This window comes from Thermococcus sp. M36, assembly GCF_012027355.1.
Classification (GTDB): domain Archaea; phylum Methanobacteriota_B; class Thermococci; order Thermococcales; family Thermococcaceae; genus Thermococcus.
Genome location: NZ_SNUH01000001.1, coordinates 381801 through 406315, shown reverse-complemented (window position 1 = coordinate 406315; position 24515 = coordinate 381801). Strand labels below are relative to the sequence as shown.

The 24515-nt window shown below is 55.0% G+C and carries 33 protein-coding genes and 1 rRNA gene; 22 read left to right on the top strand and 12 right to left on the bottom strand.

The genetic code is table 11. The features are described from left to right. The first annotated feature begins 111 nt into the window (after positions 1-111). Positions 112-453, top strand: coding sequence for a hypothetical protein (locus E3E36_RS13150; RefSeq protein WP_240911753.1), 342 nt, complete (start codon positions 112-114; stop codon positions 451-453). Next, complete coding sequence (locus E3E36_RS13145) at positions 453-665, top strand: hypothetical protein (protein ID WP_240911752.1); 213 nt, start codon at positions 453-455, stop codon at positions 663-665. The genes E3E36_RS13150 and E3E36_RS13145 overlap by 1 nt, the downstream gene beginning before the upstream one ends. A 1-nt stretch (position 666) precedes the next feature. On the opposite strand, the gene E3E36_RS02315 is transcribed toward E3E36_RS13145, so the two are convergent. Continuing rightward, entirely contained in the window at positions 667-1467 is an 801-nt protein-coding gene (locus tag E3E36_RS02315) for a radical SAM protein (RefSeq protein WP_167893790.1), read from the bottom strand. Positions 1468-1505: 38 nt separating this feature from the next. On the opposite strand from E3E36_RS02315, the gene E3E36_RS02310 reads away from it, so the two are divergent. Continuing rightward, positions 1506-2153: a M48 family metallopeptidase gene (locus E3E36_RS02310; protein WP_167893789.1), complete on the top strand. Its 648-nt coding sequence runs from the start codon at positions 1506-1508 to the stop codon at positions 2151-2153. A 22-nt stretch (positions 2154-2175) separates the two neighbouring features. After that, a complete protein-coding gene (locus tag E3E36_RS02305; RefSeq protein ID WP_206203459.1) occupies positions 2176-2607 on the top strand; it encodes an NfeD family protein in 432 nt (143 codons plus the stop codon). On the opposite strand, the gene E3E36_RS02300 is transcribed toward E3E36_RS02305, so the two are convergent. After that, entirely contained in the window at positions 2540-2977 is a 438-nt protein-coding gene (locus E3E36_RS02300) for a hypothetical protein (RefSeq protein ID WP_167893788.1), read from the bottom strand. The genes E3E36_RS02305 and E3E36_RS02300 overlap by 68 nt on opposite strands. Positions 2978-3044: 67 nt before the next feature. On the opposite strand from E3E36_RS02300, the gene E3E36_RS02295 reads away from it, so the two are divergent. Continuing rightward, positions 3045-3473, top strand: a complete 429-nt coding sequence (locus tag E3E36_RS02295) for a CoA-binding protein (protein WP_167893787.1) — start codon at positions 3045-3047, stop codon at positions 3471-3473. On the opposite strand, the gene E3E36_RS02290 is transcribed toward E3E36_RS02295, so the two are convergent. Continuing rightward, positions 3470-4570, bottom strand: a complete 1101-nt coding sequence (locus E3E36_RS02290) for a TRM11 family methyltransferase (protein WP_167893786.1) — start codon at positions 4568-4570, stop codon at positions 3470-3472. The two genes, E3E36_RS02295 and E3E36_RS02290, sit on opposite strands and share 4 nt — an antisense overlap. A gap of 101 nt (positions 4571-4671) precedes the next feature. On the opposite strand from E3E36_RS02290, the gene E3E36_RS02285 reads away from it, so the two are divergent. From E3E36_RS02285 to E3E36_RS02275, 3 genes are read left to right on the top strand one after another with little or no spacing between them, the layout of a single operon-like run. After that, on the top strand, positions 4672-5955 hold the full coding sequence (locus E3E36_RS02285; RefSeq protein ID WP_167893785.1) for a prenyltransferase: 1284 nt from the start codon (positions 4672-4674) through the stop codon (positions 5953-5955). Next, the gene (locus E3E36_RS02280; protein WP_167893784.1) at positions 5934-6233 is read left to right on the top strand and encodes a hypothetical protein; all 300 of its coding nucleotides are present in this window, start codon (positions 5934-5936) and stop codon (positions 6231-6233) included. The genes E3E36_RS02285 and E3E36_RS02280 overlap by 22 nt, the downstream gene beginning before the upstream one ends. Further along, positions 6223-6627: a secondary thiamine-phosphate synthase enzyme YjbQ gene (locus E3E36_RS02275; protein WP_167893783.1), complete on the top strand. Its 405-nt coding sequence runs from the start codon at positions 6223-6225 to the stop codon at positions 6625-6627. The genes E3E36_RS02280 and E3E36_RS02275 overlap by 11 nt, the downstream gene beginning before the upstream one ends. A 4-nt stretch (positions 6628-6631) precedes the next feature. Here E3E36_RS02275 and E3E36_RS02270 read toward each other — a convergent pair whose 3' ends face one another. Beyond that, positions 6632-7192 carry an Era-like GTP-binding protein gene (locus tag E3E36_RS02270; protein ID WP_167893782.1) on the bottom strand — a complete coding sequence of 187 codons (561 nt, stop codon included), beginning with the start codon at positions 7190-7192 and terminating at the stop codon, positions 6632-6634. Between the two features lie 48 nt (positions 7193-7240). On the opposite strand from E3E36_RS02270, the gene E3E36_RS02265 reads away from it, so the two are divergent. Together E3E36_RS02265 and E3E36_RS02260 are read left to right on the top strand one after the other, a co-directional pair. Continuing rightward, entirely contained in the window at positions 7241-7555 is a 315-nt protein-coding gene (locus E3E36_RS02265; RefSeq protein WP_167893781.1) for a GTP-binding protein, read from the top strand. 2 nt (positions 7556-7557) lie between these two features. Next, a complete protein-coding gene (locus E3E36_RS02260) occupies positions 7558-8112 on the top strand; it encodes an HD family hydrolase (RefSeq protein ID WP_167893780.1) in 555 nt (184 codons plus the stop codon). On the opposite strand, the gene tsaA is transcribed toward E3E36_RS02260, so the two are convergent. Continuing rightward, a complete protein-coding gene (gene tsaA / locus E3E36_RS02255; protein WP_167894713.1) occupies positions 8105-8761 on the bottom strand; it encodes a tRNA (N6-threonylcarbamoyladenosine(37)-N6)-methyltransferase TrmO in 657 nt (218 codons plus the stop codon). The two genes, E3E36_RS02260 and tsaA, sit on opposite strands and share 8 nt — an antisense overlap. 121 nt (positions 8762-8882) lie before the next feature. On the opposite strand from tsaA, the gene E3E36_RS02250 reads away from it, so the two are divergent. The 5 genes from E3E36_RS02250 to E3E36_RS02230 are packed head-to-tail and all read left to right on the top strand — an operon-like array spanning position 8883 to position 14757. After that, entirely contained in the window at positions 8883-9854 is a 972-nt protein-coding gene (locus E3E36_RS02250; RefSeq protein WP_394353049.1) for an AAA family ATPase, read from the top strand. Further along, the gene (locus tag E3E36_RS02245) at positions 9851-11767 is read left to right on the top strand and encodes a DUF4129 domain-containing protein (protein ID WP_167893778.1); all 1917 of its coding nucleotides are present in this window, start codon (positions 9851-9853) and stop codon (positions 11765-11767) included. The genes E3E36_RS02250 and E3E36_RS02245 overlap by 4 nt, the downstream gene beginning before the upstream one ends. Then, positions 11764-12579 carry a hypothetical protein gene (locus E3E36_RS02240; RefSeq protein ID WP_167893777.1) on the top strand — a complete coding sequence of 272 codons (816 nt, stop codon included), beginning with the start codon at positions 11764-11766 and terminating at the stop codon, positions 12577-12579. Before E3E36_RS02245 ends, E3E36_RS02240 begins: the two co-directional genes overlap by 4 nt. Next, positions 12576-13835 (top strand): DUF58 domain-containing protein, encoded by a 1260-nt coding sequence (locus E3E36_RS02235; protein ID WP_342764368.1) that lies wholly within the window; start codon positions 12576-12578, stop codon positions 13833-13835. The genes E3E36_RS02240 and E3E36_RS02235 overlap by 4 nt, the downstream gene beginning before the upstream one ends. Then, positions 13822-14757 carry a hypothetical protein gene (locus E3E36_RS02230; protein ID WP_167893776.1) on the top strand — a complete coding sequence of 312 codons (936 nt, stop codon included), beginning with the start codon at positions 13822-13824 and terminating at the stop codon, positions 14755-14757. Before E3E36_RS02235 ends, E3E36_RS02230 begins: the two co-directional genes overlap by 14 nt. On the opposite strand, the gene E3E36_RS02225 is transcribed toward E3E36_RS02230, so the two are convergent. Next, positions 14672-15937 (bottom strand): adenosylhomocysteinase, encoded by a 1266-nt coding sequence (locus tag E3E36_RS02225; protein ID WP_167894711.1) that lies wholly within the window; start codon positions 15935-15937, stop codon positions 14672-14674. The two genes, E3E36_RS02230 and E3E36_RS02225, sit on opposite strands and share 86 nt — an antisense overlap. A gap of 141 nt (positions 15938-16078) precedes the next feature. Between E3E36_RS02225 and E3E36_RS02220 the strand changes: the two genes are divergently transcribed. After that, entirely contained in the window at positions 16079-16660 is a 582-nt protein-coding gene (locus E3E36_RS02220) for a cyclase family protein (protein ID WP_167893775.1), read from the top strand. On the opposite strand, the gene E3E36_RS02215 is transcribed toward E3E36_RS02220, so the two are convergent. Together E3E36_RS02215 and E3E36_RS02210 are read right to left on the bottom strand one after the other, a co-directional pair. After that, positions 16642-17070 (bottom strand): ribonuclease P protein component 4, encoded by a 429-nt coding sequence (locus E3E36_RS02215; RefSeq protein WP_167893774.1) that lies wholly within the window; start codon positions 17068-17070, stop codon positions 16642-16644. The two genes, E3E36_RS02220 and E3E36_RS02215, sit on opposite strands and share 19 nt — an antisense overlap. A 4-nt stretch (positions 17071-17074) precedes the next feature. Beyond that, positions 17075-18610, bottom strand: coding sequence for a hypothetical protein (locus E3E36_RS02210; protein WP_167893773.1), 1536 nt, complete (start codon positions 18608-18610; stop codon positions 17075-17077). Between the two features lie 55 nt (positions 18611-18665). On the opposite strand from E3E36_RS02210, the gene rrf reads away from it, so the two are divergent. From rrf to E3E36_RS02195, 3 genes are all read left to right on the top strand, one after another. Further along, positions 18666-18787: ribosomal RNA gene (gene rrf, locus E3E36_RS02205) — 5S ribosomal RNA — on the top strand. A 72-nt stretch (positions 18788-18859) separates the two neighbouring features. Next, positions 18860-19522, top strand: a complete 663-nt coding sequence (locus tag E3E36_RS02200) for a protein-L-isoaspartate(D-aspartate) O-methyltransferase (protein WP_167894710.1) — start codon at positions 18860-18862, stop codon at positions 19520-19522. Between the two features lie 39 nt (positions 19523-19561). Further along, positions 19562-20185: an HAD-IB family phosphatase gene (locus tag E3E36_RS02195; RefSeq protein ID WP_167893772.1), complete on the top strand. Its 624-nt coding sequence runs from the start codon at positions 19562-19564 to the stop codon at positions 20183-20185. A gap of 155 nt (positions 20186-20340) precedes the next feature. Here the strand turns inward: E3E36_RS02195 and E3E36_RS02190 are convergent, their stop codons facing one another. After that, positions 20341-21561: an A24 family peptidase C-terminal domain-containing protein gene (locus tag E3E36_RS02190; protein ID WP_167893771.1), complete on the bottom strand. Its 1221-nt coding sequence runs from the start codon at positions 21559-21561 to the stop codon at positions 20341-20343. Between the two features lie 9 nt (positions 21562-21570). Next, complete coding sequence (locus tag E3E36_RS02185) at positions 21571-21735, bottom strand: class III signal peptide-containing protein (RefSeq protein WP_167893770.1); 165 nt, start codon at positions 21733-21735, stop codon at positions 21571-21573. Between the two features lie 90 nt (positions 21736-21825). Here E3E36_RS02185 and E3E36_RS02180 point away from each other — a divergent pair, with 90 nt between their 5' ends. Then, on the top strand, positions 21826-22164 hold the full coding sequence (locus tag E3E36_RS02180; protein WP_167893769.1) for an ASCH domain-containing protein: 339 nt from the start codon (positions 21826-21828) through the stop codon (positions 22162-22164). Between the two features lie 5 nt (positions 22165-22169). Beyond that, the gene (locus tag E3E36_RS02175; protein WP_167894709.1) at positions 22170-22739 is read left to right on the top strand and encodes an ASCH domain-containing protein; all 570 of its coding nucleotides are present in this window, start codon (positions 22170-22172) and stop codon (positions 22737-22739) included. Here E3E36_RS02175 and E3E36_RS02170 read toward each other — a convergent pair. Further along, positions 22720-23001, bottom strand: coding sequence for a hypothetical protein (locus E3E36_RS02170; protein WP_167893768.1), 282 nt, complete (start codon positions 22999-23001; stop codon positions 22720-22722). The genes E3E36_RS02175 and E3E36_RS02170 overlap by 20 nt on opposite strands. A 159-nt stretch (positions 23002-23160) precedes the next feature. On the opposite strand from E3E36_RS02170, the gene E3E36_RS02165 reads away from it, so the two are divergent. Continuing rightward, positions 23161-23871: a TIGR02253 family HAD-type hydrolase gene (locus E3E36_RS02165; RefSeq protein WP_167894708.1), complete on the top strand. Its 711-nt coding sequence runs from the start codon at positions 23161-23163 to the stop codon at positions 23869-23871. A gap of 79 nt (positions 23872-23950) precedes the next feature. Here E3E36_RS02165 and pgsA read toward each other — a convergent pair whose 3' ends face one another. Next, entirely contained in the window at positions 23951-24514 is a 564-nt protein-coding gene (gene pgsA, locus E3E36_RS02160) for an archaetidylinositol phosphate synthase (protein ID WP_167893767.1), read from the bottom strand. Position 24515: the final 1 nt, after the last annotated feature.

The following is a 24515-nucleotide window of genomic DNA, read 5'->3' as shown; positions in this document are numbered from 1 at the left end:
AATACGGGCGTGTGGAATCAGTGGGGGTGAAATCATGAACCGCGTTCCACGAAGGGAGCTTGTGAGAAAGGGCTGGCACGTCCTCCCGGGATTCTCGAGGCCCCAATAATAGTGTTCACCCCGAAGTGGGTTACGCTCGCCGTCGTCTGGTTCTTTGCCTCTCTCTACACGCTCCAGCACCTCAAGCTCCTCCGCGGCTGGAAGCTTACCGTGCCCATAGCCGACCTGAGCTACAGGACGATGGCGAGGGATGACGAGGCGGACAACTACCTCGGCAGCTTTCTCTTTTGGGTCACCGCAGGAATAATCTGCACGGTCTTTCCAAAAATAGCGGTCCTCTCGGCGCTGTGGGTTTCGACCTTCGGCGACTGCTGCAACGCCATAGCCGGCCAGCTCCTCGGCGGGCCAAGAATCCCGTGGAACCGGAGAAAACCCTCGTCGGGAGCACCGTAATGCTCATGGTCTCATTGATTGCGCTCTGGGCAAGTCACTGGATCCTTAATCTCGACGCCCCTCCGGCCCTCCTGGTGGGAATCGGGCTGGTCGCTACCTTCTTCGAAAGCCTCCCCCTGCCCTCGGCCTACGATGAGTTCACCGTCCCCTTCTCAACGGCGCTCCTGCTCTGGCTGGCCTACGGAGGGGCCCTGCTCTCTCCGACGTGGTGAATCACAGCTCCACGAACTCCCAGCCCTCGCGGTGGGTCTCTATTCCCTCCGCCTTAACGCGTAGGGCCCTTATCTCCTTCTTCAGCCCCCATAGAAACTCTTCAAAGGCCTCATCGTCGGTCAGAACCTCGTAGCTTTCCGGATACTCATCGCGGAGGAGTTCCTGAAATTCTCTCCCCGATGCACGGAGGTTCAGCACTTCAAAGAAGTAGTAGTCAGCAAAGCCTCTTGTGTCCTCAACTATGGCAGAGACATCCGTTATCTCTGGAATTATGGGGCTGACGAAGACGTACGTCTTTAGACCCGCTTCGTGAAGCTCTTTGAGGGCGTTAACCCTCGCCTCGTGAACCGGCGTCAGCGGTTCAAAAAGCCTCTTCTCCCTTCCGGTGAAGCCGTTTATCGTGAGGCCAACCTCTATCGTCCGGAACTCCTTGAAAAGGTCGATGTTGCGGGTTACCAGCGGCGATTTGGTAAGCACCGAAAGTTTGTTCCTCTTGTCCATGTATCTCAAAACTTTCCTAGTAAGCTTTAACTCAGCCTCTATCGGTTGATAGGGGTCGCTCACCGTTGACATGACGACACTCCCAGAAACGTGCTTTCTCGCCAAGTCGGGCGCGTTGGTCTTAACCTCGATCCAGCTTCCCCATCTCCCGTAGTCCTTCCACCTCGTTAGAAACTTGGCGTAGCAGTATTCGCATGCGAAGGCACAGCCGACGTACTGGTTGACAGCCCACTCCACGCCCGGAATCTTCGATTTTGTATAGATGCTCTTGGCGCGCCTCTCTATAACCCGAACCTTCATAAGGACTTTTTATCCATTCTCCTTAAAAGGTGAGCGGCATGAGGTTGAGGGTTCGCCGTCGGCCGGTTAAGTATGCAAGGCTTGAGGTAAGGCCGGACGGAACGGTTGTGGTTACTGCTCCAGATGGCTTCGACGTTGATAACCTGATTAAGAGGCACCGAGGCTGGCTTGAGGCCAAGCTGGTGGAAATAGATGGCCTGCGCGAGATAGCTGAATCCGGCTTCCCCATTAACGGCGAGTTCTACCAGGTGATCCAGGGCAGGAAGGCCAAGGTTCACACGAGGTTCAAGACGGTGGTTCTCTCCCCGAGCAGGGATGAAGTCCTCTTATGCCTCAAAAAGTTTCTCAGGAAGGAGCTCCTCCCCCTCGTGGAGAAGTACGCCCCGGAGATGGGAGTCAACCCTGGGAAAGTCTACATCCGCCACCAGAAAAGCCGCTGGGGGAGCTGCTCTCCCAGGGGAAACCTGAACTTTAACGTGAGGCTCGTGGCGATCCCTCCTGAGCTGAGAAACTACGTCGTGATTCATGAGCTGGCGCATCTCAAACACATGAACCACTCGAAGGCGTTCTGGGAGCTCGTCGAAAGGTTCTACCCCGACTACAAAACCGCGAGGAAGGAGCTCAAGAGGTGGTGGAGCATCATAGAGCTCAACCCCCACTGGCGGTGGCTGAGCGAAAGCATATAAACTCCAAGGGGCATTTTTAGCGATGTCTGTGAAAATATCACGCGTGCTCAAGTTCCTTGCAATCAGCGCGGACGAACTAATCGCGGCTGTGTTTCTCCTGCTGGTGCTCCCCGAGATGGGGATAAACATCCCTCTGGCGGTCTCCGCCGTTATTCTCGTGGCTCTTATACTGAAGGACCTGCTGGTTGCTCCCTTTGTTCTGGGAGGCGGTGCCGAGAAGAGGCCTGAGGCCGGGCCTGAAAGCCTCATAGGAAGAGCCGCAACGGTTGTAGAAGACCTAGCACCTGAAGGCCTGGTAAAACTCGCTGGGGAGCTGTGGACCGCAGAGTGCATCAACGGTACTGCAAAGAAGGGCGAGAGTGTCAGGGTCGTTGGGGTAAGGGGGGCTAAGGTTCTCGTGGAACTCCCAGCATCGCCAGAACCCTCGCGACCTCCTCGGGATAGTTCGTCGTGAAGGAAACGCTCCATCCCTTTTTCTGCCTCAGCATTATGCACCCCTTCGCGGGGAGGTTGAAGTGTATCGTCCCGTAGCAGGAGGTCCAGCCCTCGCCGACCCGGAAGCTCGCCATGTTCTCGATGGGAACCGTCTTCCTCACTATGAGTCCAAGAACGCCTCTGATTCTTAGCTCACGCTCGTCTATCTCGATTCTAATCGCCATAATATCGAGGAGTAGGACGGTAACCCCTATCGTAGCCGCGAGCATTATCTCAAAGCCCTCTCCAGCGGAATAAGTCGAGTAGAGCCCGATCAGCATGCTCACGATGGGAATCAACAGAACGATCTGCAAAATCCTGTTCGTCAGGGTCTCCTCGTACAGCGCCATACTCTCACCGAAGGAACTTCTCCGCTATCCCTTTAAAGTTTGGCTCACAAACTTCTCCGGTGATAACATGGTCCGGATAATGCCCGTTGACAAGTTGAGTGACGAGGAGATTACAGGAATCCTGACGAAGTACAGAAAGATCGCTCTCGTGGGTGCTTCACCGAAGCCGGAGAGGGATTCCAACGATGTGATGCGCTACCTCCTTGAACACGGCTATGAAGTCTATCCCGTGAACCCCCGCTACGATGAAATCCTTGGAAGAAAGTGCTATCCGAGCGTTCTGGACATACCCGAGGAAGTCGAGATAGTCGACCTCTTCGTAAGGCCTGAGTTCACCATGGACTATGTCGAGCAGGCGATAGAGAAGGGGGCGAAGGTGGTCTGGTTCCAGTTCAACACATACAGCAGGGAGGCGTTCAAAAAGGCGAAGGAGGCCGGTTTAACGGCCGTTGCCCACAGGTGCATAAAGCAGGAGCACGCGAGGTTAATTGGTTAACCCCGATATCTCAGCACGTGGATGTCCCTCACAAGCCTGTGCCTCTCTTCGTAGTCGGTGTATTTTCCGAGGACTTCGAAGCCGAGCTTTTCCAGCCACTTCCTTTCTTTTCTGTAAATCCTGCCGTTACTGAGTCTGTATGCCGGGAAGACGAAGACGACCCTCCCGTTCCTCTTGAGAACATCTCCGAAGCTCTCGAAGACGGAATAATAGAACCTGTCCAGCTCGTTGGCGAGCTTTATCGCCTCTCCCCTGCTCGGGTTTCTTTTTAGAGGATTTCCAAGGTACGGCTCCGTGACTATGGCATCAAACCGCTGTCTAAAACAGCGCTTCAGCTTCCTTGCGTCACAGACCTCCAGATGGGCTGAGGTCTTGACCCTGAACTCATTCCTCAGCCAGGTGAGGTTTTTCTTCGCTGCCTTTACCTGCCCCTCGTCCCTGTCGCTCCCGAAGGCGGTAAGCCCCTGGAGAACGAACTCTTGGACTATCGTGCCTATTCCGCAGAAGGGGTCGAGGAAGGAGCCCCTCCTCACCTCAGTAAGGTTCACCATTATCCTTGCCAGCCTCGGGGGGATGGATAGTATCGGCTTTTGAACTGGTCTCTCGACATCGAGCTTCTTCAGCTCGAAGGGGTCTGTGACTTTCACGGTCTCGCCTACGAGAAAGCTTCCGTCTTCCCTAAAGAGGAATACGAAGTCCTTAACTTCGGGGAAGCCTTTCAGGATTAGCTCTGCTGGCATCGCGTAGGTCTTCGCCGGCTTGAAGAACTTCGCCGGGCCTTCAGCTTTGAACTCCCTTTTTATCCCGCTCCCGAGCTTCCTCCAGAGCTTCCAGTCGCTCCTGCCGTAGAGGCTCACGGTGAAGAGCTTCGCGTATTCCAGGTCTTTTATGGCTTCCTCACCTTCGCCGGCTATCCTAACGAGCTTCAGGGCACCGCCGAGCCAGTGGAAATATCTTTCAACTTGGGGCGATGAATCGAATAACAACCAGTAACGGCTTGACTCAATTGGGCTAACCTTTAGGCCGAATCTCCTGCTGAATGAGTAAAATTCCGCCTCGCTGAGCGCCGGATTCTTGCCAAATATGACCGCGTACATGTTCAGATACTGAACGGAGCCTCTTAAAAACGTTCCGAGGGTTAGGTTAATAAGATTCGTCATTCATCTTTCCCTGTAGCGATCCCGTGAGGGGGCACGGCATGCTGGTGGAAGAGATACTTTCCTCTGTTGATGTTATCCAAGACCCGTACATAAAATCAACAACGTACGCTAAAATCGGCGAGAGGCTGGCCAGGGCAAAGCACAACGGCTACAGGGCCGCGTTTCTTAAGTCCATTGAGACCGCCAGGGAGATAGACGATCCCGTGAGGATGTTCAGGGCGCTGCTCTCCACCGCATATTCCATGAGGAAAGCGGGGATTAAGTCCGCTAAAAGGATATTCCGGGGTGTCCTGGAGGACTCTAAAGTGTTGCCACGGCAGCACAGGGACGCCGTCATGGCAAGCGCCGTTTCCTACCTTATCTCGCTGGGGGACTTTGGGGATGCCGTCGTCTATGCGCTTGAAATTACCGACGGACGGCTCAGGGACGACCTGCTTCTGGAGATCATACGTGTGAACTCCAAGACGATCAGCAGAGAGCGCCTTAAGGTGACCTACCGTCTAAGGAGGAGTCAGCTTGCTCTTGAATACATCCGCAACGAACCGCAGCGTTCAAAGGCGCTGTTCGAGTTCATTAAATCCCACCTTGCCGTGGGCAACTATGAGAAATCCATCTCGCTTCTCGGACAGATTGGACGGCGTGAATGGGCAAGGCAAGCGTTTAAAGAGGTTGTTTTTTACCTCAAGGAACGTGGCGTTCTGGGCCACTACATAGACGTTCTCGTTGAGACTGCACGTGGACTGGCGGAGAGGTTCGGGGAGAGCTTCAAATGGGAGCTGGCCTTGGCGTTTGCTCTTACCGGGGAAGGCTTCTCTGCTGTGGAGCTTGTACGCGAGCTTGAGGATCCGGGGGAGATCCTGGTACGGCTTGCGGTCGAGCTGTTTGACAGGGATCCCTATGTACTCCCTGCTTTTATAGACGCGCTGGATGATGACGAGACCACGCTGGTCGGCAAGGCCCTTCTCAACAGGATCCTTGATAATCCGTCCCCATCACTAGCCGGCCTCGTTGAGGCGGTGGTTAAGAACACCCGGAGCGAGGAGGTGTGGGTTAAGGCGGCAAGATACTACGTCCTGACGGACAGGCTGGATCTGGCCAAGGAGATAGGTTTGAGAATACAGAACCCGAAGCTCCGTTCCGTTGTCATGGCGGACGTTGCCCACAGCCTCCTCAGAAAGGGGAGAGTCGGTGAGGCCGTGGACGCGGCCCTTGAGGTCAGGGAGCCGAAGTACTCGTCCATTCTCATATCCGAGATACTCGTAGGCGCCCTTGACAGAGAACTGTCCGGGAGGGTCAAGCAGTGGAACGGCTCAAGGCGCTGATCGGGCGGAGGGAGAATAGGGTGGACTTTGTGTCTGACCTCATAACACTCCTTCTGACCGAGGAGCTGTACTCGGACGAGGCCCTTTTTAGGGATGTTGTTGAGGAGGTCTATCGGATACTCAGGGAGGAAGTGCTGAAAAACGGCAGAAAGGAACTTATCGCTGCCTATGAGGCCGCTGTTGTCCTTCGCGCTTCGGTTCGTGGAGATATTACGGCCCCCGAACAGCTCCTCAGGAGCATAAAGAGAAGCCTTGGGGGGGTGGGCAGTGCTCTTTGAGATAGAGGTGTCCACAGAAGAGAGGTTTCAGGTCGTTGATATAACCGAGCGGATACAGCACCTCGTGTGGAAGAGCGACGTGACATCTGGTATAGCCGTTATCTTCACCACCCACACTACGACGGGCCTTTTAATAAACGAGAATGAGAGTGGCCTGCTGGAGGACATCAGGGCAAAGATGAAGGAGCTGGTTCCCAGAGGGGCGGGCTATGCTCACGACCGCATAGACAGCAATGCCCACTCACACCTAAGGGCGACCCTCTTTCTGAACCCAGAGGTCGTCGTCCCGATAGAGGACGGGGAGCTGCTCCTCGGGACTTGGCAGAGGGTGCTCTTTGTGGAGCTCGATGGGCCCAGGCACCGGAAGGTCTTGGTCAAAATATGCCGTTGCTAGCTGGTCACCAGATGTACTGGGCATAGTACGCTATGGCCTTCAAGAGGTCGTTGAAACCTTCGTAGGTGACCAGTGATAGCGGAATGGCCTCCTGCTCCAGCCGCTTCTTTATGATTTCGCGCAGTTCCTCCACCCTCTCCCGTGGAACCAGGTCCACTTTGTTGATGACGACTATTATCGGCTTCTCATAGCGGAATTTGAGCAGGTGGTGGAGCTTCTCCATCCCCCGGTGCAGGCCTACGGTGGCGTCGACCATGTGGATGATTATGTCAGACGAGACTATCTCGTTGATTACTTCCCTGAACTTTTCCTCACTGAGCACCTTGCCCCTGAACTCCCTTTTGGGGTCAAAGAGGCCGGCTGTGTCGATGAGCACGAACTCGTCAGCCCCTCCGAGGGGGTTCTTCATGCTCTTGGGTATCTTGAGCTTGCCGAAGCGGCGTCTTATTACCCCCTTTGTCGTTCCGGGCAGGTTCTCGACCTCACTTATCCTGCCCCCGATGAGCGCGTTCATGAGCGTTGACTTGCCGACGTTCTCTGCACCTATAATCGCAACCTTTATCATACCCTCACCCCCAGATAGTTACGGTACCCTGCTATAAAGGTGGTGAGCATGCCCAAGCGGGTCAAACTCGGTCATCATTACTATTACATCGTTACGGTTGATGAGCTCAATTCCGGCGGTTTCAGGGGTAAGAACGTTGTTATAGAGGGGGAAATAGAGGACAAACCACTCATAGAGTTCCTCCCCATGGAGTTACCTGGGTACAGAACCACCTTTAAAGTTTCCGGGCTCAGAATAGAATTCTCCGGGAGCCCATGTATTGGGAAGGGGGACAGGGTCAGGGTCTACGGCAGGTTCTTGGGGGACTGCATAATGGCGAGCGCTATCGAGACGGAGAGGGCTCTCTACACGACGGAGGAGTGACCATGCTGCTCGACCTTCTCATCGAGGTAGGGAACCTGAAAAGGCTCCCGAGGACGGGATGGCTCCTCCGGGGAGTTTCTAATCCTGAGAGCATAGCCGACCACAGCTTTCGAACGGCGCTGATAACCCTCTTTCTGGCCGATGAGCTCAGGACAAGGGGGGTTGATATCAGCGTCGAGAGGGCCGTTAAGATAGCCCTCATCCACGACCTGGCGGAGGCGAGGATAACCGACGTCCCCCTGACTGCCCAGCGCTACCTCGACAAGGGAAAGGCCGAGAAGCGTGCCGCTATGGAGACCTTCCTGAAAACCCCCGACCCAAAGGAGTACTTCCGGCTCTGGCGTGAGTACGAGGAGGGGCTGAGCCTGGAGGGCAGGCTCGTCAAGTTCGCCGACAGGCTGGAGATGCTCATCCAGGCCTACGAGTACGAGAAGGCCGGCTTCAGAGACCTCGGTGAGTTCTGGGGGACGGTTGAAAAACTAAGAGAGAGCGAGTTCTATGCCTATTTTGGCGAACTCGTGGAGAGGCTAGTGGCGTTGAGGAAAGACCTCAGGTGAACCTGCGGCTATTCCCCTCAAGCTTGTCCTTTATCTCTACTGGCAGGTTTTCGTAGATCTTCTCCAGGGCTTCGATCAGCTCGGCGAGCTCCTTTGCCGTTAGCACTGTGGTCTTCGGCCCGATTTCAACCACTAGGGCCTCATACTCTTCCGGCTGAACTTCCTCAAGCTCGTCGAGATGTTCACCCCTCCTCGGAATGAGGTTTACCTCGCCTACCTGCCGCGATTCCCCTATCTCCAGCTCCTGCTCTTCTATTGGCGTTTCTTTCGGGCAGTCAAACCTCTCCACGAGTATCTTGATGTCGGCCACGGGGGTTCCGTCGTGAGCGTCTATCCAGTCTATGTAGAGCCTTCCCCCCTCGATGCGGTTTATTCTCACGGCGTAAATCGCTAGGGGGTTCGGCCTGACGGGTGAGCGCGTGGCGAAAACTCCCCTGAGCGGGTTCTCCGGGTTGTTGTATGGATGAACCTTGAGAACGCTCCTCCTCTCGGGGGTGTCGCTGGCGTGGAACCAAAGGATTAGCTTTATCCAGTCGCCCTCGTGGAGGCCATCGAGGGCTTCTCTGAACTCAGGGAGGATTTCCAGGAACGTTTCACCGTCCTTCCGCACATAGCCGACCGGAGCGATCTTGAAGGGTTCGAAGGTCATGGGCACCACCGTTTTCTTTTCGTGAATCTCATTAAATACCTGATGTCCACAAAACTTTTAAAGCGTGATATGTCTTTTTATCATCAATAGTAACAAACATCTGTTGGGGAGATGTATCATGATGGATGTGGCCGAGTTTAAGCAGCTCGCTGATGAAATAATCGATTCTATTTCGTCGGTTTATATCGGGAATGAGGCTGTTGTGAGGAAGACTCTTGCGGCAGCCCTTGTTAACGGGAACGTGCTGTTTGAAGACTACCCGGGCTTGGGCAAGACGCTCTTAGCCAAAGCCTTTGGAAGGGTTCTTGGCTTAAAGTACACGCGAGTCCAATTCACTCCAGACTTACTACCAGCGGACATTCTGGGGACAAAAGTCTGGCGGCAGAACCTTGGAACCTTCGAACTCATCAAGGGCCCAATCTTCACACATGTGCTTTTGGCAGATGAAATCAACCGCGCTCCGCCGAAAACCCAGAGTGCACTCCTCGAGGCTATGGAGGAGCGGCAGGTCACCATCGAAGGGGAAACCTTCCCTCTCGAACGCCCCTTCTTCGTGATTGCAACTCAAAACCCGATTGAGTTCGAGGGGACTTACCCGCTCCCAGAGGCGCAATTAGACAGGTTCCTCCTAAGGCTTAGAGTGGGTTACCCGAGGAGTGAGGAGGATGAGTTGGCGATTCTAGAGGCGCGCTTGAGCTGGCGGAAGGATGATCCAACTGTTGACTTGAGGCCGGTTATTGACAGGGAAACCTTTGTTAGGATGCAGGATTTGGTGGAGGAGGGGATCTTCATCGGCAGGGATGTTGTCAGGTACATTGTAAACCTGGTGCGGAATGCTCGCGCGGATGAGCGTGTTGAGGCTGGACCAAGCCCGAGGGGTGGGATTTCCCTCATGAAGGTGGCGAAGGCGAATGCTCTGCTTGATGGGAGGGATTTTGTCCTCCCTGATGATGTTAAAGCTTATGCGGTTGATGCTCTGGCTCACAGGATTGTGGTGAAGGCGGAGTACTCGTTCGAGGGCGTCACTGGTGAGGAGGTCGTGAGGGAAGCTTTGGAGAAAACACCAGTCCCAAAAGGGGCTGAAGAAGAATGAGACGGGAGCATCTGACGGTTCTGCTTCTCTTTGTGGTCTTTCTGTCCACTTTGACACTGGGCTACGGTTTCGTCTCTTGCACCAGCGAGACCGTTAAGAGCCCGTTGAGCTATTTGACTTCCAGTGGCTCTGCTGGCGATTCGGGGGGTCCTGGAGGGAGTTTTGGGGCTTCTGTTAACTTAGGAGATCTCGGAAGTTCTGGATCCTCTGATTCACACGTTCCTCCGGATTCAGATTTTCAATTCAAGCCCACGGACATCCACGTTGACTGTCCCGTTGCCGTGCTCCCGGATGACCCTGAACTGGTATGTATCGATTCTCCCGCGGTTTCCCTGCCTCTGCTACCAGATAGGACTTACTCCGACTGGGACATGATTGTATGGTACTCTGGAATCTACTATCTCCCAAAGGTTACGCTCGACCGTGACGTCACCGTTCTTAGGGGGGTTCACATAGAGGCACCTATAAACATGGATCCTCCTCTGGTTTTCGCGTCCCCCGGAGAGAACCTTACAATGAGGATCAGGGCTTTCGGCAGCGTTGAAGACCTCTCCGTCCATTTTGCGTTCTCGGGGCATCTGTCCGTACTTGAGAGGGACGGGAATACCACCATCCTTGAATACCGCGCCCTTCTTCCGGAGAACCGTCCGACCGGGTACTATCCATTCTTTGTGACGGGCAGATACAAAAACAAAACCTATGCGATGCTCAGCTGGGTCGCGATCCTGAGGAGGCCGGTTGTGGAGATAACCGATTACCCCTCGGAACTTTTTGGGAACGGTCCCCGCTCCGTAGACATCTCAGGAAGGGTTTATTTCCCGGATGGAACCCCTGTCCCCGGGGGCAGGATCTGGATAACCCTCAATCAGAGCAAGGGCATGCAGGGATTCCGAATCGGCACAGGGGCGGTTGAGAACGGTACCTTCACGGTGCATGCCATAGTTGACGAGTCGATTCCACCTGGGAACTACCATCTCATAGCCTATTACAGGGGGTACATGGCGGCACCCTCCGACAGCGATCCTATAGTGTCAATCCGCAGGGAGCCGCTGGTTGGCGTGGAGGTGCGGAACGACACTCTCATCATCAGGCTCCACTGGCAGGGAACCCCCCTGGCAAATAGGCAGCTCTGGGTGGAGGCTGGAGGCGAGACGCTAACGGTTCGGACGGATGAGAGTGGCCGTGCCTACATTCCCTTGAACCTCAGCGGTCTGAATAAGGTCAGGGTTTTTTATCCTGGGGACGACAGGTACCTCCCCCTCAACAGAACTCTTTCGCTTGAAAGCATGAATCGGGAAGGGGATGGTGATAAGCGTTCTGTTCCCAATAAATTCTTAGATTACCTGAGTTATCTCCGCCTACCGATCCTGTTGCTGGCTGTCTCCTCGGCTGCAATCACACTCGGCCGCAACCTGAAAAGGTCCAAGATCAAACTGCCGCAGGTGGTTCAGAACGATGCTCACGGGAGAAAGGTCAAGTTCGTCGAGCCCCTCAGGCGTGTGTTCCTTCCAGGGGAGAAGATAAAGGTTGTCCTGTCCGGGGAGGCACCCCTTCTTATAGACGGGGAACTTCTTGGTGAGGGCAGGGTCTTTGAGATAGCTCCTGCCCCGGGACATCATGTCCTCTCCTCCACTGGGGACGAGATCGAGATCCACGTTCTTCCCCCGAGGGAGGCCATACTGGCCCTGTACGAGCTGCACTTCCTCCCGCTTGTCCGTTCACATGGAGTTTTTGATGGGCCATTGACCCCATACGAGATTCTCCGGAGTCTCTCTGCCAGAGGGCTCGATCAAAAGGCCCTTTCAACCATCGCGCGGGTTTTTGTACGGGCCAAGTACTCCGGGCTGCCCGTAGATGAAGGGGACTTCCAGCTGCTCCTGAGGACGATGGAAGAACTGGGGGTGCTGGGATGAAAGAGCCGGTTAAAAGGCTCAAATCCATCGTGAGCACGTTCTTCACATGGACAATGATAGCGTTCATATTCTCGGACAACGCCTTGGTGGCCATCATCTTCGGTGCAGGTGGCCTTCTCCTTGGTGCGGCGAGTTCCGCCGAGCGCTACACCGACCTCCTCGTTAGGGGTGGCGGTTTTTTCGTAATGGCCCTATCCATCCTTCTGACTGATGGGGGCTGGATGAAGGATTTCCTGTTTTTATCGCTCGCGGGGATAGGGTTTGGCTACGTCCTCGCCTATGCGGCGATAAAATTCACCGGCAGCGACTTCGTCGAGAGGAACTTTCTCGTGTTCTCAGGCATGATCGTGATGGCGGCTTTACTGGGGTCGTATCCGGATCCGGCGAGGGGTTTCCTGGCGCTTTTCTATATACTCGTCGCAGCGGCCATAGTTTACCTGGTTTACCTCGTTTCCACCTACGTCTCCGTGAGACTCAACGTAAACGCGGTTCAGGATCTACTGCCGCCCCCGGAGTCCCAGCCCAAGGGTGATGCTTATTCCCGTGAGCTGTCCCGCGTTGTGAGGGCCTTCGTTGAAAGGGGCGACAAGGGCCCCCTGCTCGTGTTCGTCCTCAGACATTCTCCAAGGGGGGTCCTCGACATCCACCTAGAGCGCGCGGTTAAGCCCCTTGTCGAGTACAGTGAATCCCCCTCCTCTCCCTTTGCTCCCCCGTGGGTCGTTGAGAAGATGAGGAACGAGGAGAAATTCAGGCGCAAGAAGCTCGTGGAGAAGCTGATAAAGACCATCGAGAGCATGGGGGGATTTGAGTGAGGCCCCTGACGTTCCTGGTTTCCCTCACGTTCCTCCCCTTTGCTCTTGCCGTTCTAACTGGCATACTCGGATTCGCGTATATGAGCCTTGTCCCTGCGGCGGTTCTGGCCTACGGGCTCCTCGTTGATCCACCCTCTGGGATATCCTTTGAGAGATCCGTTAAGGCGCGAAACCTCCGCACGGGCGAAACTGTGGCTGTAAAGGTTCGTCTCCGTGTTGAAAAGGGGGCAGGAACGGTTTTCGTTGGGGACGCTCTTCCCCCGGGCTTTGCGCTCGTTAAGGGAAGCAACAGACAGGTGTTCTTCAAGCACGTTGGAAAGCCCCTTGAGGTGGAGTATGAGTACACACTGAAGGCTCTGAAAAGGGGCAGGCACGTCATTTCCCCAGTTGAGGTTGTTGGGATGGATCTGCTGCAGATGGGGAGAACCTCGTACGCGGTTTTCGGAGACGAGGTAACCATCGAAGTGTCACCAGACTTCGTGCCCACAAGGCGATTCGTCTCAAGAAAACTCAGGGTTCGGGAGAACAGGCCATCTTCCCACAGGTCTAAAATGGGTCCGATATCTAACGACTTCAGGGAGATCAGGGAATACCGCTCCGGGGACCCGATAAAGTTCATCAACTGGAAGGCCACTGCCAGGCTGAACGAGCCGCTCGTCAATGAATATGAGCCAGAGGGAAGGGCCAAGGTCATGATATACCTCGACACCACAGAGACCATGGGCGTTGGAACCGTCGTCAGCGGTGCGCTTGAAGCGGCCGTGAGTCTAACGCTGTCCCTACTGTCCTTTCTGCTCAGGAACGATTTTAAGGTTGGCCTCTATCTCGTAGGATCTAGAAAGCTCGTAACTCCCAGGACTGGTGTTCAGGCCCTCTCAACGTTCTCAAAACTTCTGCTCCATGCGGGCCCCTCTCTGAACTATGAGTCCCTGGAACTGGCTGTTGAGCGCTCACGGGCGGTTCTGAAAGGCACTACCGCACTCACCCTTTTCATAACCAACATCACGCCGTACAACATCGATGAAGTCTCCAATGCCGTCAGGGAGGTCATGAGATTCGCCAGGAGCAGGGTAGTGGTTGTGGACATCAACCCATACCCCCAGATAGACGGGACACTGGGTGATTTAGCGGGGCTTCACAAGAGGAGTCTTGGTGACGAGCTAGGGGTCAGTGTGGTTCACTGGAACCCCCTTCGGGAGGGGCTGTCCAGGGGCACAAAAAAGGTGCTGTGGGTGATGCTCCGTGAGGCCGGCTGATGCCGTTCGTCTCCTGCGGGTAATCCTCCCTGTTTCGGGCTCCATTCCCCTGGCCTGGTCGCTTTCTCACACGTGGGTGGGAGGACTGGCGGGAGAGGTTTCCCTCCGCGTGTTCGATAGCTACTTCCCGTTGGTATCCCTGTTAATCATCATACTCCCCATATCAATGGTGGCCTCTCTGGTATTGGAGAACGGTTTTACTCTCGCCGCTTTCCAGTTTGCCCTCTTCCTCCTGCCAACGCTCTGGGGCGTCAGGCTCTCGGCGCTGAAAGGGTACACCCTGGGAGGGATAGTGTTCTCGCTCCTGCTCCTCGCCATGTACTACATCGAGTGGCTCGCACTGGGGGGCGAGACCGTCAGAATTCCCCCATCTATCATCTTGGCGACTCTCGACGAGCTTAAAGTACCCGTTCTGGTGGGCCTGCTCTTTACGGTACTCCCACTATACTGGAGCGGACTCGGAGAGTCCCCCTCAAACGCCATCCCGTTCTCCCTTCTCCTGCCCCTTGCCTTCATCGGAGCCTTTGCGATAGCGGCCGGCTATTCAAGCCATTCCAGCGGAACGGAAGGTAACGTTGCATCAACAGTAATAGTCCTCAGGACGTTCATGACGGCCGGCGATTCCTTCGAAATCAAGGATATGAAATCCGAGGAGGGTTTAGTAACCCTGGCCCTTACGGGGGGCAGTCCATCTAAGAGGCCTATCCTAATGACCCTCAAACAGAACGGAGAACCTCCAAGGGTGATAATCCTTCGTTCGCCGTGGGAATCCAAAATGCTCTTCAAAAAATATGAGTGGATGGAGGGAAGAACTAGATACCTGGTCTATTCGGACTCTAGGTTCCGTGCTCCCAGCTCTCCAGATAACGCCTCTGCTCCTCGGTCAGCTCCTCAATCCTTATTCCCATCGAAGATAGCTTGATCCTTGCCACCATCTCATCTATCTCCCTTGGAAGGACGTAGACCTTTGGCTCAAGTTTTTCGTGGTTGTTCAGTATGTATTCGGCGGCCTTCGCCTGTAGTGAGAAGCTCATGTCCATTATCTCCGCCGGGTGGCCGTCCGCCGCTGCCAGATTGACCAGCCTGCCCTCCGCGAGCAGGTAGAGCCTTCTACCGTCCTTCAGTTTGTACTCCGTGATGTTGGGCCTCGGCTCGCTTATTTCGACGGCCAGAGCCTCAAGATCTGGCTTGCTTATCTCGACGTCGAAGTGCCCAGCGTTGGCGAGGATTACACCGTCCTTCATGACCTCGAAGTGCTCCTTCCTTATGCAGTTGATGTCGCCCGTCGAGGTGACGAAGATGTCTCCAACCTTAGCGGCTTCCTTCATGTCCATGACGAGGAAGCCGTCCATCCTCGCTTCCAGAGCCCTTATCGGGTCAACCTCGACGACTATGACGGTAGCGCCGAGCCCCTTCGCGCGCATGGCTATGCCCCTTCCGCACCAGCCGTAGCCGACAACGACGACGTTCTTGCCCGCTATAAGGAGGTTCGTCGTCCTCAGTATTCCGTCCCACGTTGACTGGCCGGTTCCATAGCGGTTGTCAAAGAGGTACTTGGTGTAGGAATCGTTGACCGCTATGATGGGGAACTTCAGAACCCCATCCTTCTCCATCGCGCGGAGCCTTATCACGCCTGTGGTGGTTTCCTCACTCGCGCCCCAGACCCCATCGACGAGCTCCTGCCTCTCCCTCATCAGGGTGCTTATCATGTCTGCACCATCGTCTATGATGATGTTGGGCCTTATGTCGAGCGCCTTGTGCATGAACTCGTAGTATTCCTCCCTATCCTCGCCCCTAATGGCGTAAACCTTGACACCTGCCTTGGCCAGTGCTGCGACGACGTCGTCCTGGGTCGAAAGTGGGTTGCTCGCAGCCGCTGAGACTTCGGCACCTGCAGCTTTGAGCGTCAGGAGAAGGAAGGCCGTCTTCATCTCAAGGTGGAGCGTTGTGGCTATCCTGACTCCTTTGAAGGGCTTTCTCTTCTCGAAGTCAGCCCTTATGTGCTGAAGAACCGGCATGAACCTGGAGACCCAGTCTATCTTCTTCTTCCCGCTTGGGGCGAGCGATATGTCCCTAACGCAGTAATCCTTCGTGCAGTCCATATTCATCACCGGTGAAACCTTCGGGGCACCCCTTAAAACACTTGAGCTACCATTTTTGTGTATTCGATTTCATATTTAAAGCGGTTCATCCAATTCCGGAAAGGTTTTTAGGCTAATGTGGCTACAACCGTTGGTGTTCCCATGATAGTTGACCTCTCAGTACCCATCTCCGAGGAGACTCCCGTATATCCGGACGATCCCCCTGTGGGGATGAAGCTCTGGGCCGTCATCGACAGAGATGGCTACTACATGAACGCCCTTAAGCTCGGTGAGCATACTGGAACCCACGTTGACGCCCCGGCCCACTTCGTACCTGGTGGAAAGACCGTGGATGAGATACCCCTTGAGAAGTTCATCGGCCGCGGCCTTGTTCTGGACGTTCGCGCCGGCGACGGGCCGGTAAAGCTCGACGAGATTCCGGATTCGGGCTACTTCGATAGAATAGTCCTGTTCCTGACAGGCGGAAGGGAGCTCTCCCCCGAGGTGGCGCTGTTCCTAGTGGCTGAGGGGGCAAAAGCCGTCGGAACCGACGCGATGAGCATCGGCGACGACGCCGTCCACAAGATACTACTGTCGGCCGAAGTGCCGATTTTCGAGAATCTCACCAACCTCGAAGTTCTTCTGGACATGGAGTTCACATTTATGGCCTTTCCTCTGAAAATAGAGGGCGGCTCAGGGAGCCCCGTTAGGGCCGTGGCGGTGGTTCACTCAGAGCCCGAATGATTGCTTCCTTTAATACTCGTCTGTCCCGCTTTTTCGCCGGTCTTTCCCTTCATGGAGTTCCTTCTCCGTGCCTTCTGCTCCCTCAAATACGGGTAGCGCATGATGTGTCCGCAGTTGAGGCATTTGATCACGACGTGGGGGTAGGGCCGGCTCCTCAGCCTTACCCTTGTGTTCTTTCCTGGAACTAGGAAGGAGTGGCATTTCTTGCAGTAGCGCCGCTTCCACTTCCTCGGCATCCTTATCTTGGCCTTCTGCTGAACTGCGAGGGCTATCTCGACGTAGCGGTTGGCTAATTCTGGCTCGTAGGGAAAAACCCGCTCTGCTAACGTGAAGAGTATCTCAACCCTTTCCCTGGCGATTCTCTTCTTCTCCCTCTGCTCTTTCTGGCGTATAAACTTCTTCCTTGACATACCATCACCGTATGAGCCTGAGCTTCCCTGGGAACGGCTCGTATACGTAGCCGGTGGCTATAAACCTTTCAATCATGTCGAGGGCGTCCCGCTCGTTGAAGCCGTTTCTCACCATCTCACTCAGGAACTCCTCCCGGGTAACTTCCCCTGTGGGACTGGTGGAGGCAAGGTCATGGAATATATGAAGCGCCTTTTGGGCCCGGACGTCGTGGGGGATGTAGCGCTCATACTCCTTCTCCAGCTTCATTATGACCTCCGGCCTCTTTCTAATGATCTCGTTAAGAACCACGTTCCACTCGTTCAGTATCGTATCATCAATCTCTCTGACATCTTTCACGGCCCTGTCTGTGACCCTTCCATAAAACCTTGTAATGGCCCCAAAGAGCCGGGTGTCGAGGTAGAACCTCATTCCGAGGTGGAGCACCCCGCTTGGGGTTGTCAGCTTTCCAAATGTTTCGCTGTACTCCTCCCTGCCCCACCTCCTCCATTTTAGGTGCTCCTCCCTCAGCCTGCTTAGCTCGTCATAGCTCATGGAGCGATAGCGTTCCCTGTTGATGAAAATAGTCACGAGCAGGTTGGGGATCAGCTGCCGGAATTCCCTGTTCTCCTCGAAGTAGGGCTTCTCCTCCCACGGCATGAGAACAAAGGGAGTCTCGGAGATTTTGGCCAGGGGGTCGGTGGGGTCCGCCTCGACGTCCTGGGGCAGGAGGCCGATTGCCCTTTTGTTCACTAAGGGTCTCTCGCTCCATTTTGGTATCCTCATCAGCCCCCTCTTTGAGGAGGGGGTGTAATATTTCATGTCCGTCCCGTTGGGGTTGCGGATCCGGAAATCAATGTCCAGTACTGGATCAATTATTTCGAGGGAGGTTTCTTTTCTCAGACGAACTTCCCACGGTAGACTCGATTGGAAGTATTTTAGTGCCTTCCAGAGGGCCAGAAGCCCCATGTTTTCCCTGTACTTGTAGACTGTGTACTCAAAGCCCTCGCCCCATTGGGGGGTCTCGCTTCCCCAGAGGATATAGGGGACGCCGTAGAGTGAATAGATAAGAGCTTTCCTCATATCGCTGCGGACATAGATAGTTCTCTCAAAGAGGTCGAGAACCTCCCGTCTGCTGAGCGCAAACTCACGGTAGTCCTTCCAGTACTCCGAGTAGTCCCTTCCCTCAATCGAACTCGCGTGAACCATCCTCAGGTTGCCGAAAGGGTAGGCATCTATGACGCCCTTAACCAGGACATAGCTTCCGGGTTTTACCTCTCCGGAGACTTTTGTCCCCTCCGTTGCCCGTATGATGAGGTAAGTCCTGAACTCGTTCTCTCCGAGCTTGGCAAGCTCCGAGGGCGATAGCGGGGAGAGCATGTAGTATGCCGCATCCCTTGGGGCATTGGGGGGCTTTCTGGCGAGCAGGAAACCCTTTGCCTCGACGTTCTCTCCGTTTTTCATGGTTTGGAGCCATCTCTGGAATTCCCTAACCCTTTTGCCGGGACTTAGCGGTTCCCTGGTTCGCTCCAACATCAGCAGTTCCAGTATCTCCCTCTCCATCGAGACACCTAAACACCGTAAGATTTATAAACCCTCCGCGGCAGGTATGTATCGGTACGGCGGTCATAGCGGCGGGGTCACACCCGGTCTCGTTTCGACCCCGGAAGTTAAGCCCGCCAGCGATCCCGGGTGTACTGCCCTCCGAGAGGGGGCGGGAAACCGGGGACGCCGCCGGCCACTATCCACCTTCTCACGGAATTTCTCGCAAGCCTTAAATCCTTTGGAGTGTATTCTCTCTTGATGAGTCCGATGGTTGATGGGGAGGAACTCAAGCGGAGATGGGAGAGAACCGTTGAAGCGCTTTTCCGAGAGAGGGTCATCAAAAGTGAGGCTGTTAAGCGGGCTTTTCTGAAGTATCCTCGATATCTCTTTGTTGAAAAGCGCTACTGGAGCTACGCCCACATCGATGAGCCCCTTCCAATCCCTGCGGGGCAAACGATAAGCGCACCCCACATGGTGGCGATAATGCTCGAGCTCACCGAGCTAAAACCTGGAATGAGAGTCCTTGAGATAGGAACCGGAAGCGGGTGGAACGCGGCTCTGATATCTGAACTCGTGAAGACCGACGTTTACACCGTTGAGCGGATTCCCGAGCTGGTCGAGTTCGCGCACAGAAACCTCGAACGGGCTGGCGTTAGGAACGTTCACATCTTCCTCGGAGACGGTACAAAGGGCTTTCCGCCGAAGGCGCCCTACGACAGGATAATAGTCACCGCTGGAGCACCAAAGATTCCGGAGCCTTTAGTGGAGCAGCTCAGGCCCGGTGGGAGGCTTATAATCCCGGTCGGAAGATACCACCTCTGGCAGGACCTCTATGTGGTCGAAAAAACTGAGGATGGAAAAATACGAAAGAAGCACTGGGGCAGCGTTGCGTTCGTGCCCCTCATAGGTGAGCACGGCTGGAGGGAGTAGGCTTTTAAGCTCCTTCCGAGCTTTTCTTTAGGTGGTACCATGGTGAGGCTTATCTCTTTCGATCTTGAGGGCACGCTAGTGAAATCAATCTCGAGCTGGGTGGAACTCCACAAGAGGTTCGGGACCTGGGAGAAGGGGAAGGAGTACGCGGAGCTTTTCTTTGCAGGTAAAATAGACTACGTGAAGTGGGCCGAGCTGGACGCGTCGCTCTGGAAGGGGCACACGAGGGACGAGATACTGGAATGGGCGAACTCTGTAGAATACATGGACGGGGCCAGAGAGCTGATAGAATTTCTGAAGCGGAACGACTTCAAGATAGCGATCCTCTCGAGCGGTCTTATGTGTCTCGCCGGAAGGATAGCGGAAGAGCTCGGCGTCGATTACGTCTATGCCAACGAACTCATCTTTGACAAGAACGGCGTTGTCACCGGGAAGGTGAATCCCGCGGTGGACTTCAAGAGCAAGGGAAACATCCTGCGGGAGCTTAAAGAGGAACTCAAGCCCGAACTCACGGTAGCGGTCGGCGACGGCTATAACGATCTCAGTATGTTCAGAGAGGCCGATGTCAGCATAGCGATAAACCCCCACGAGGGTGTGGAAGGCGACCACAACGTCGACAGCCTCTGGGAAGTGAAGGAGATAATAACAGGCCTGCTGGAGTAGCGGGGTCGGTGAAGGGCGTGCTCATCACGCGTCAGCAAAGCAAAAGCTCCTCATCCCCCTGTTGGCCCGGCCGGAATCCCCGCCTCACTCCTCCGCGGGGTGGGCGGACGCCGGGCCGGCGGTGGGGTTTACGGGCGGGAGGTTAAAAGCCTAACTCACAGCCCGGCCATCTTGAGCTGTATCCACCAAAAGATATCGCCCCAGAAGTAGCTAATGAGGAAACCGAGGAACAGTGCAGGGGCAAAGGGCATGGACTTCTTTCTTAAAAACCTGTTCTCGAGCCTTCCCTCTTCCACAAGGCGCCTGAGCTCCTCTATCTGCTCCTTTCTGAGGCCCTCCGCAGTGGGGGACGCTATTATCCTTCCGTAGTCAGACCTCAGGAGTGATGGGTCCCCGGAGACAACGGCGTTCTTCATGCGCGTGAGGGGGTCACTCCTGTCCCTGAGAACTGTCCCATCCTTCTCGAAAACGGTCTCACCGAGTATGTCCCACTCCCTCAACTCCTCGACAGGCACCTCCTCCATTAGGACGCCGGTTCTCATGAACTTAACGAGGGAGAAGAACACCTTGAAGATGTACAGGACTGCTAGGAGCCTGAGGAACACCCCCATCACAGGTGCGGGGTCGGTGTAGAGAAGGTAAGCCAGCACTGCTAATCCTATGGCGTCTCCGACTTTCCTGAACTTTCCAAGGGCGTATATGACCGCGATTGTGAACAGCCATGACCATATCCCCGTTATCGCTGTTCCCGACAGGTCATATATTATCAGCCTGAAGCCGAGGGCTGCCATTATCCACAGGGCGACCTCACCGGTCAGCCTGGCCCCGTCCGTGAATATCCGCTTCAGTTCATCAAACTGTCTTCTGGACAGTATCACGCCAAAGGCGTAGAGGAATATGAAGGGGAAAATCGCTATGAGGCTGTTCAGGAGTATCGTCAGCGGGTAGAGGGGGTACCGGAGGGCGTAGGGAGCCACCACTGACGCTGTTGCGGGTGCGTAGGGGAGCAGTGCCGAGAATCCGGCCAGTATAACGGCATCACCGCTCGCCCATGCTCCAATGTAGTAGAGGAGCAGACCCAGTAAAAAGCCGAGGATTAGCCCTATGAGGCCCGAAGCGGCAAGTGTTGGATCCTGGGCTTTGATGCCGAGGTAGAGGTAGTACAGTATTCCGACCTCAACGGCCGGAACAGTGAGCTTTTCGACCCATCCGGGGAGGCCGGTGTCGCCTTCTTCACCCTCTTCCCAGCCGAGGAGTTTCCCCATGAGGGTGAGCGTCGGAAAAACGTGGTTGTCAAAGATGAAGCCTGTCTTTACGTCCGTGTAGGAAGTAAGAAGCCCCATAGCCAGGCCCAGAACGAAGGGCAGAAACTCCATGATTCCACCTCAGAGGTTTTCAAGGATCTGCTGTCTTACCTGTGTTATGTAATCTTCTATTGCCGCGTCCATGTTCCTTACCCCGTTGAGAACGACCCTCGTCGCCACTAGTACTATGATGAGAACAGCGGCAAGCATGAAGAGGTACTCTATTGCGCCCTGGGCCCGCCTCATTCCCTGCACCTGGTTCACCTTCTGCGCTAAAGGATTTAAAAGTTTCCATCAGCCTTTTAAGCGGGGCGAGAAATCGGAGTGTGGTGAAAGATGAGGGTCTATCGACTCAGGGTTCGTGAGGAGTACCTTGATTATATACGGTCTGGGGAGAAGAGAATAGAGGTCAGGGTCGCATACCCACAGCTGAGGGGCATAAAGCTGGGGGACAAAATAATATTCAACGACCAAGTGCCCGCGGTGGTAACGTCCGTTAAGCGCTATGAGACCTTCCGCCAGGTTCTCCGGGAGGAGCCGATAAAGAAGATATTTCCGGACGAGCCGAGCTTCGAGAGGGCGGTGAAGAGGTTCCACAACATGTACCCCAAGTGGAAGGAGAACCGCTACGGTGTCATAGCAATAAGGTTCAAGCTCGTGGGCGAGAAAGGGTGATGCCCATGCGCCACCTGAAGTTCGACGGGCGCTACGCCGAGGCGATACTCAGCGGAAGGAAGAGGGCCACCGTCAGGCTCGGCAGGGGGCCAAACCTCAAAGAAGGCGATACCATCCTCATACACTCCGGCGGCTACGCCCTCGGAAAGGCAGTCATCGAGAGGATTGAGACCAAAACCGTCGGCGAGCTGACGGATGAGGATGCTTTTCTTGACGGTTTCTCAAGCCGTGAGGAGCTGATAAACGCGCTCAAACAGCACTACAAGCACGTCAGCGACGACTCAACGGCCCATGTCATAGTCTTCCGGCTGGTGGAGAAGTTCAGCAGGCCCGTCATGAGTTCGGACTATGCGTACGAGGGCAACAACCCCATAGAGATAGCGGAAATAGCGCTTAAACATCTCGACCTTTCTGAAGAAGACAGGCAACTCATAGAGCTTTTCCTCCGGATAGGGAGCCTCAGGAAAGCCGCCCACAGGCTCGGCGGCATGAACAAGCGCTACCTCATCAGGAACGCTCTGAGGAGGGCCTACGAGGAGCTTAAAAGGCGGGGCCTCATGGGGCCAAAACTCTGAGGTCCTCAAGAACGGATACTGTCTCGTTCTCTCCATCACCTGTCTTGATTGCGGAGAGGGTAACCGGCATGAGCTTGAACGTTCCACCGTGAATTAAGCGTCTAAGCTGTCCGATAAACTGCTCCATCTCGAACTCGTCCCTGAATTCCACCTTCGCTATGAAGTCGTACTCCCCGTAGAGCCAGTGGCCTTCGACGGGGAGCTTCTCCAGAACCTCGTCCCGGACGCCCCAGACGAGGAGTATTGCTTCGATATTGCACACCCCCCAATGTTTTCTGCTTTCAAAATTCGCCGAGCAATAAAACTTTTTCTAAATTTTTTCTATCAAATTGGCAATTTCCCGAAGGATTTTGGTTCAGATTTTGTCATTGTGGCGGGGAAGGGTTTTAACTCCTCCAGACAATTTTCTGCGGTGGTCAGAATGCTAAGGGCGGTGTTCTTCGACTTCGTCGGGACGCTCATCACTAAGGAGGGCGAGAACGTTACCCACCAGAACATAGTGAGGGAAGTCCTTAGAAAGGCTGGCAGGGAAGACTTAGATTATATTAAGCTCTGGAAGGAGTACGAGGCTGAAAGCTCCGCCCTCTTTAAAGAGCTGGCCGGAAAGCCCTACGTTAAAATCAGGGACGTTGACACCGAGGCCATGAAAAGGGTCGCGGAAAGGCGCGGCTTCGATGTTCCGGCCGATTTCTGGGAGATAAGCATGGCGATGCACGAGAAATACGGTGAGCTGTTCCCCGATGCGGTCGAAACGATCAGAGCCCTCAAAGACCTCGGCCTCCACATAGGAATAATCACCGATTCGGACAACGACTATATAGAAGCCCACCTCAAGGCCCTCGGCATCTACGACCTCTTCGACAGCATTACCACGAGCGAGGATGCCGGTTTCTATAAACCCCACGAGGGGCCTTTCCTTCTGGCGCTTGAGAGGGCGGGGGTTAAAGCTGGGGAATCCCTCTACGTCGGCGACAACCCCACGAAGGACTGCGTCGGAGCCAGAAAGGTTGGGATGCTGAGCGTCCTCCTCGATCCTGAGGGGAAAAAGCGCGAACTCTGGGGGGACTGCGACTTCGTGGTCTCGAAGCTTTCCGACGTGGTCGCGATAGCGAAGGGACTAATGGAAAAATGAAGGGGTCGGCAACGGCAGGGCTCTTCATGGCCGCTTTCCAGCGGCTCGCCTAGCGAAATTCTCGTCATTCCCCCTTTCTTCACCTGAGCCTCTGGTATGCCGCCCACATGCGCTGGAAAACCGTTATCCACGCGAGCACGGCAATGATGTAAACCCCGTACTCCACGTAGCCAAACATGGCGGTTATTATGAGTATGAGCAGCCTTTCGGCCCTCTCCGCTATTCCCACGGCGAGCTTCCCTGAACCGGCAAGCTCCGCCCGGCAGCGCTCGTAGCTCACCAGATAGCTGCCCATGAAGGCAATGAAAGCTATTCTCCAGTCCACGAGATTCCCCAAAGCAATGCCGAAGAGAACGGTCCCATCGCTTATCCTGTCGAAAGTTGAGTCGAGGAAGGCACCGAAGCGGCTGGTCTTCCCGGTCATCCTCGCGAGGGTTCCATCAAGGGCGTCTATGAGCGAGCCGAATAGCAGGACAATGGCTGCCAAGAACTGCTCCCTCTGGGAAAACAGGTAGGCACCGACGAGGCTTATCAGCAGTCCCAGGATGGTTATCGTGTTCGGCGTAATGCCCGCCTTTGCCAGAGGTCTCACTATCGCTTCGAGGTAGCCCTTGACGTTTTCGCGGTACCTGTTGAGCACCATC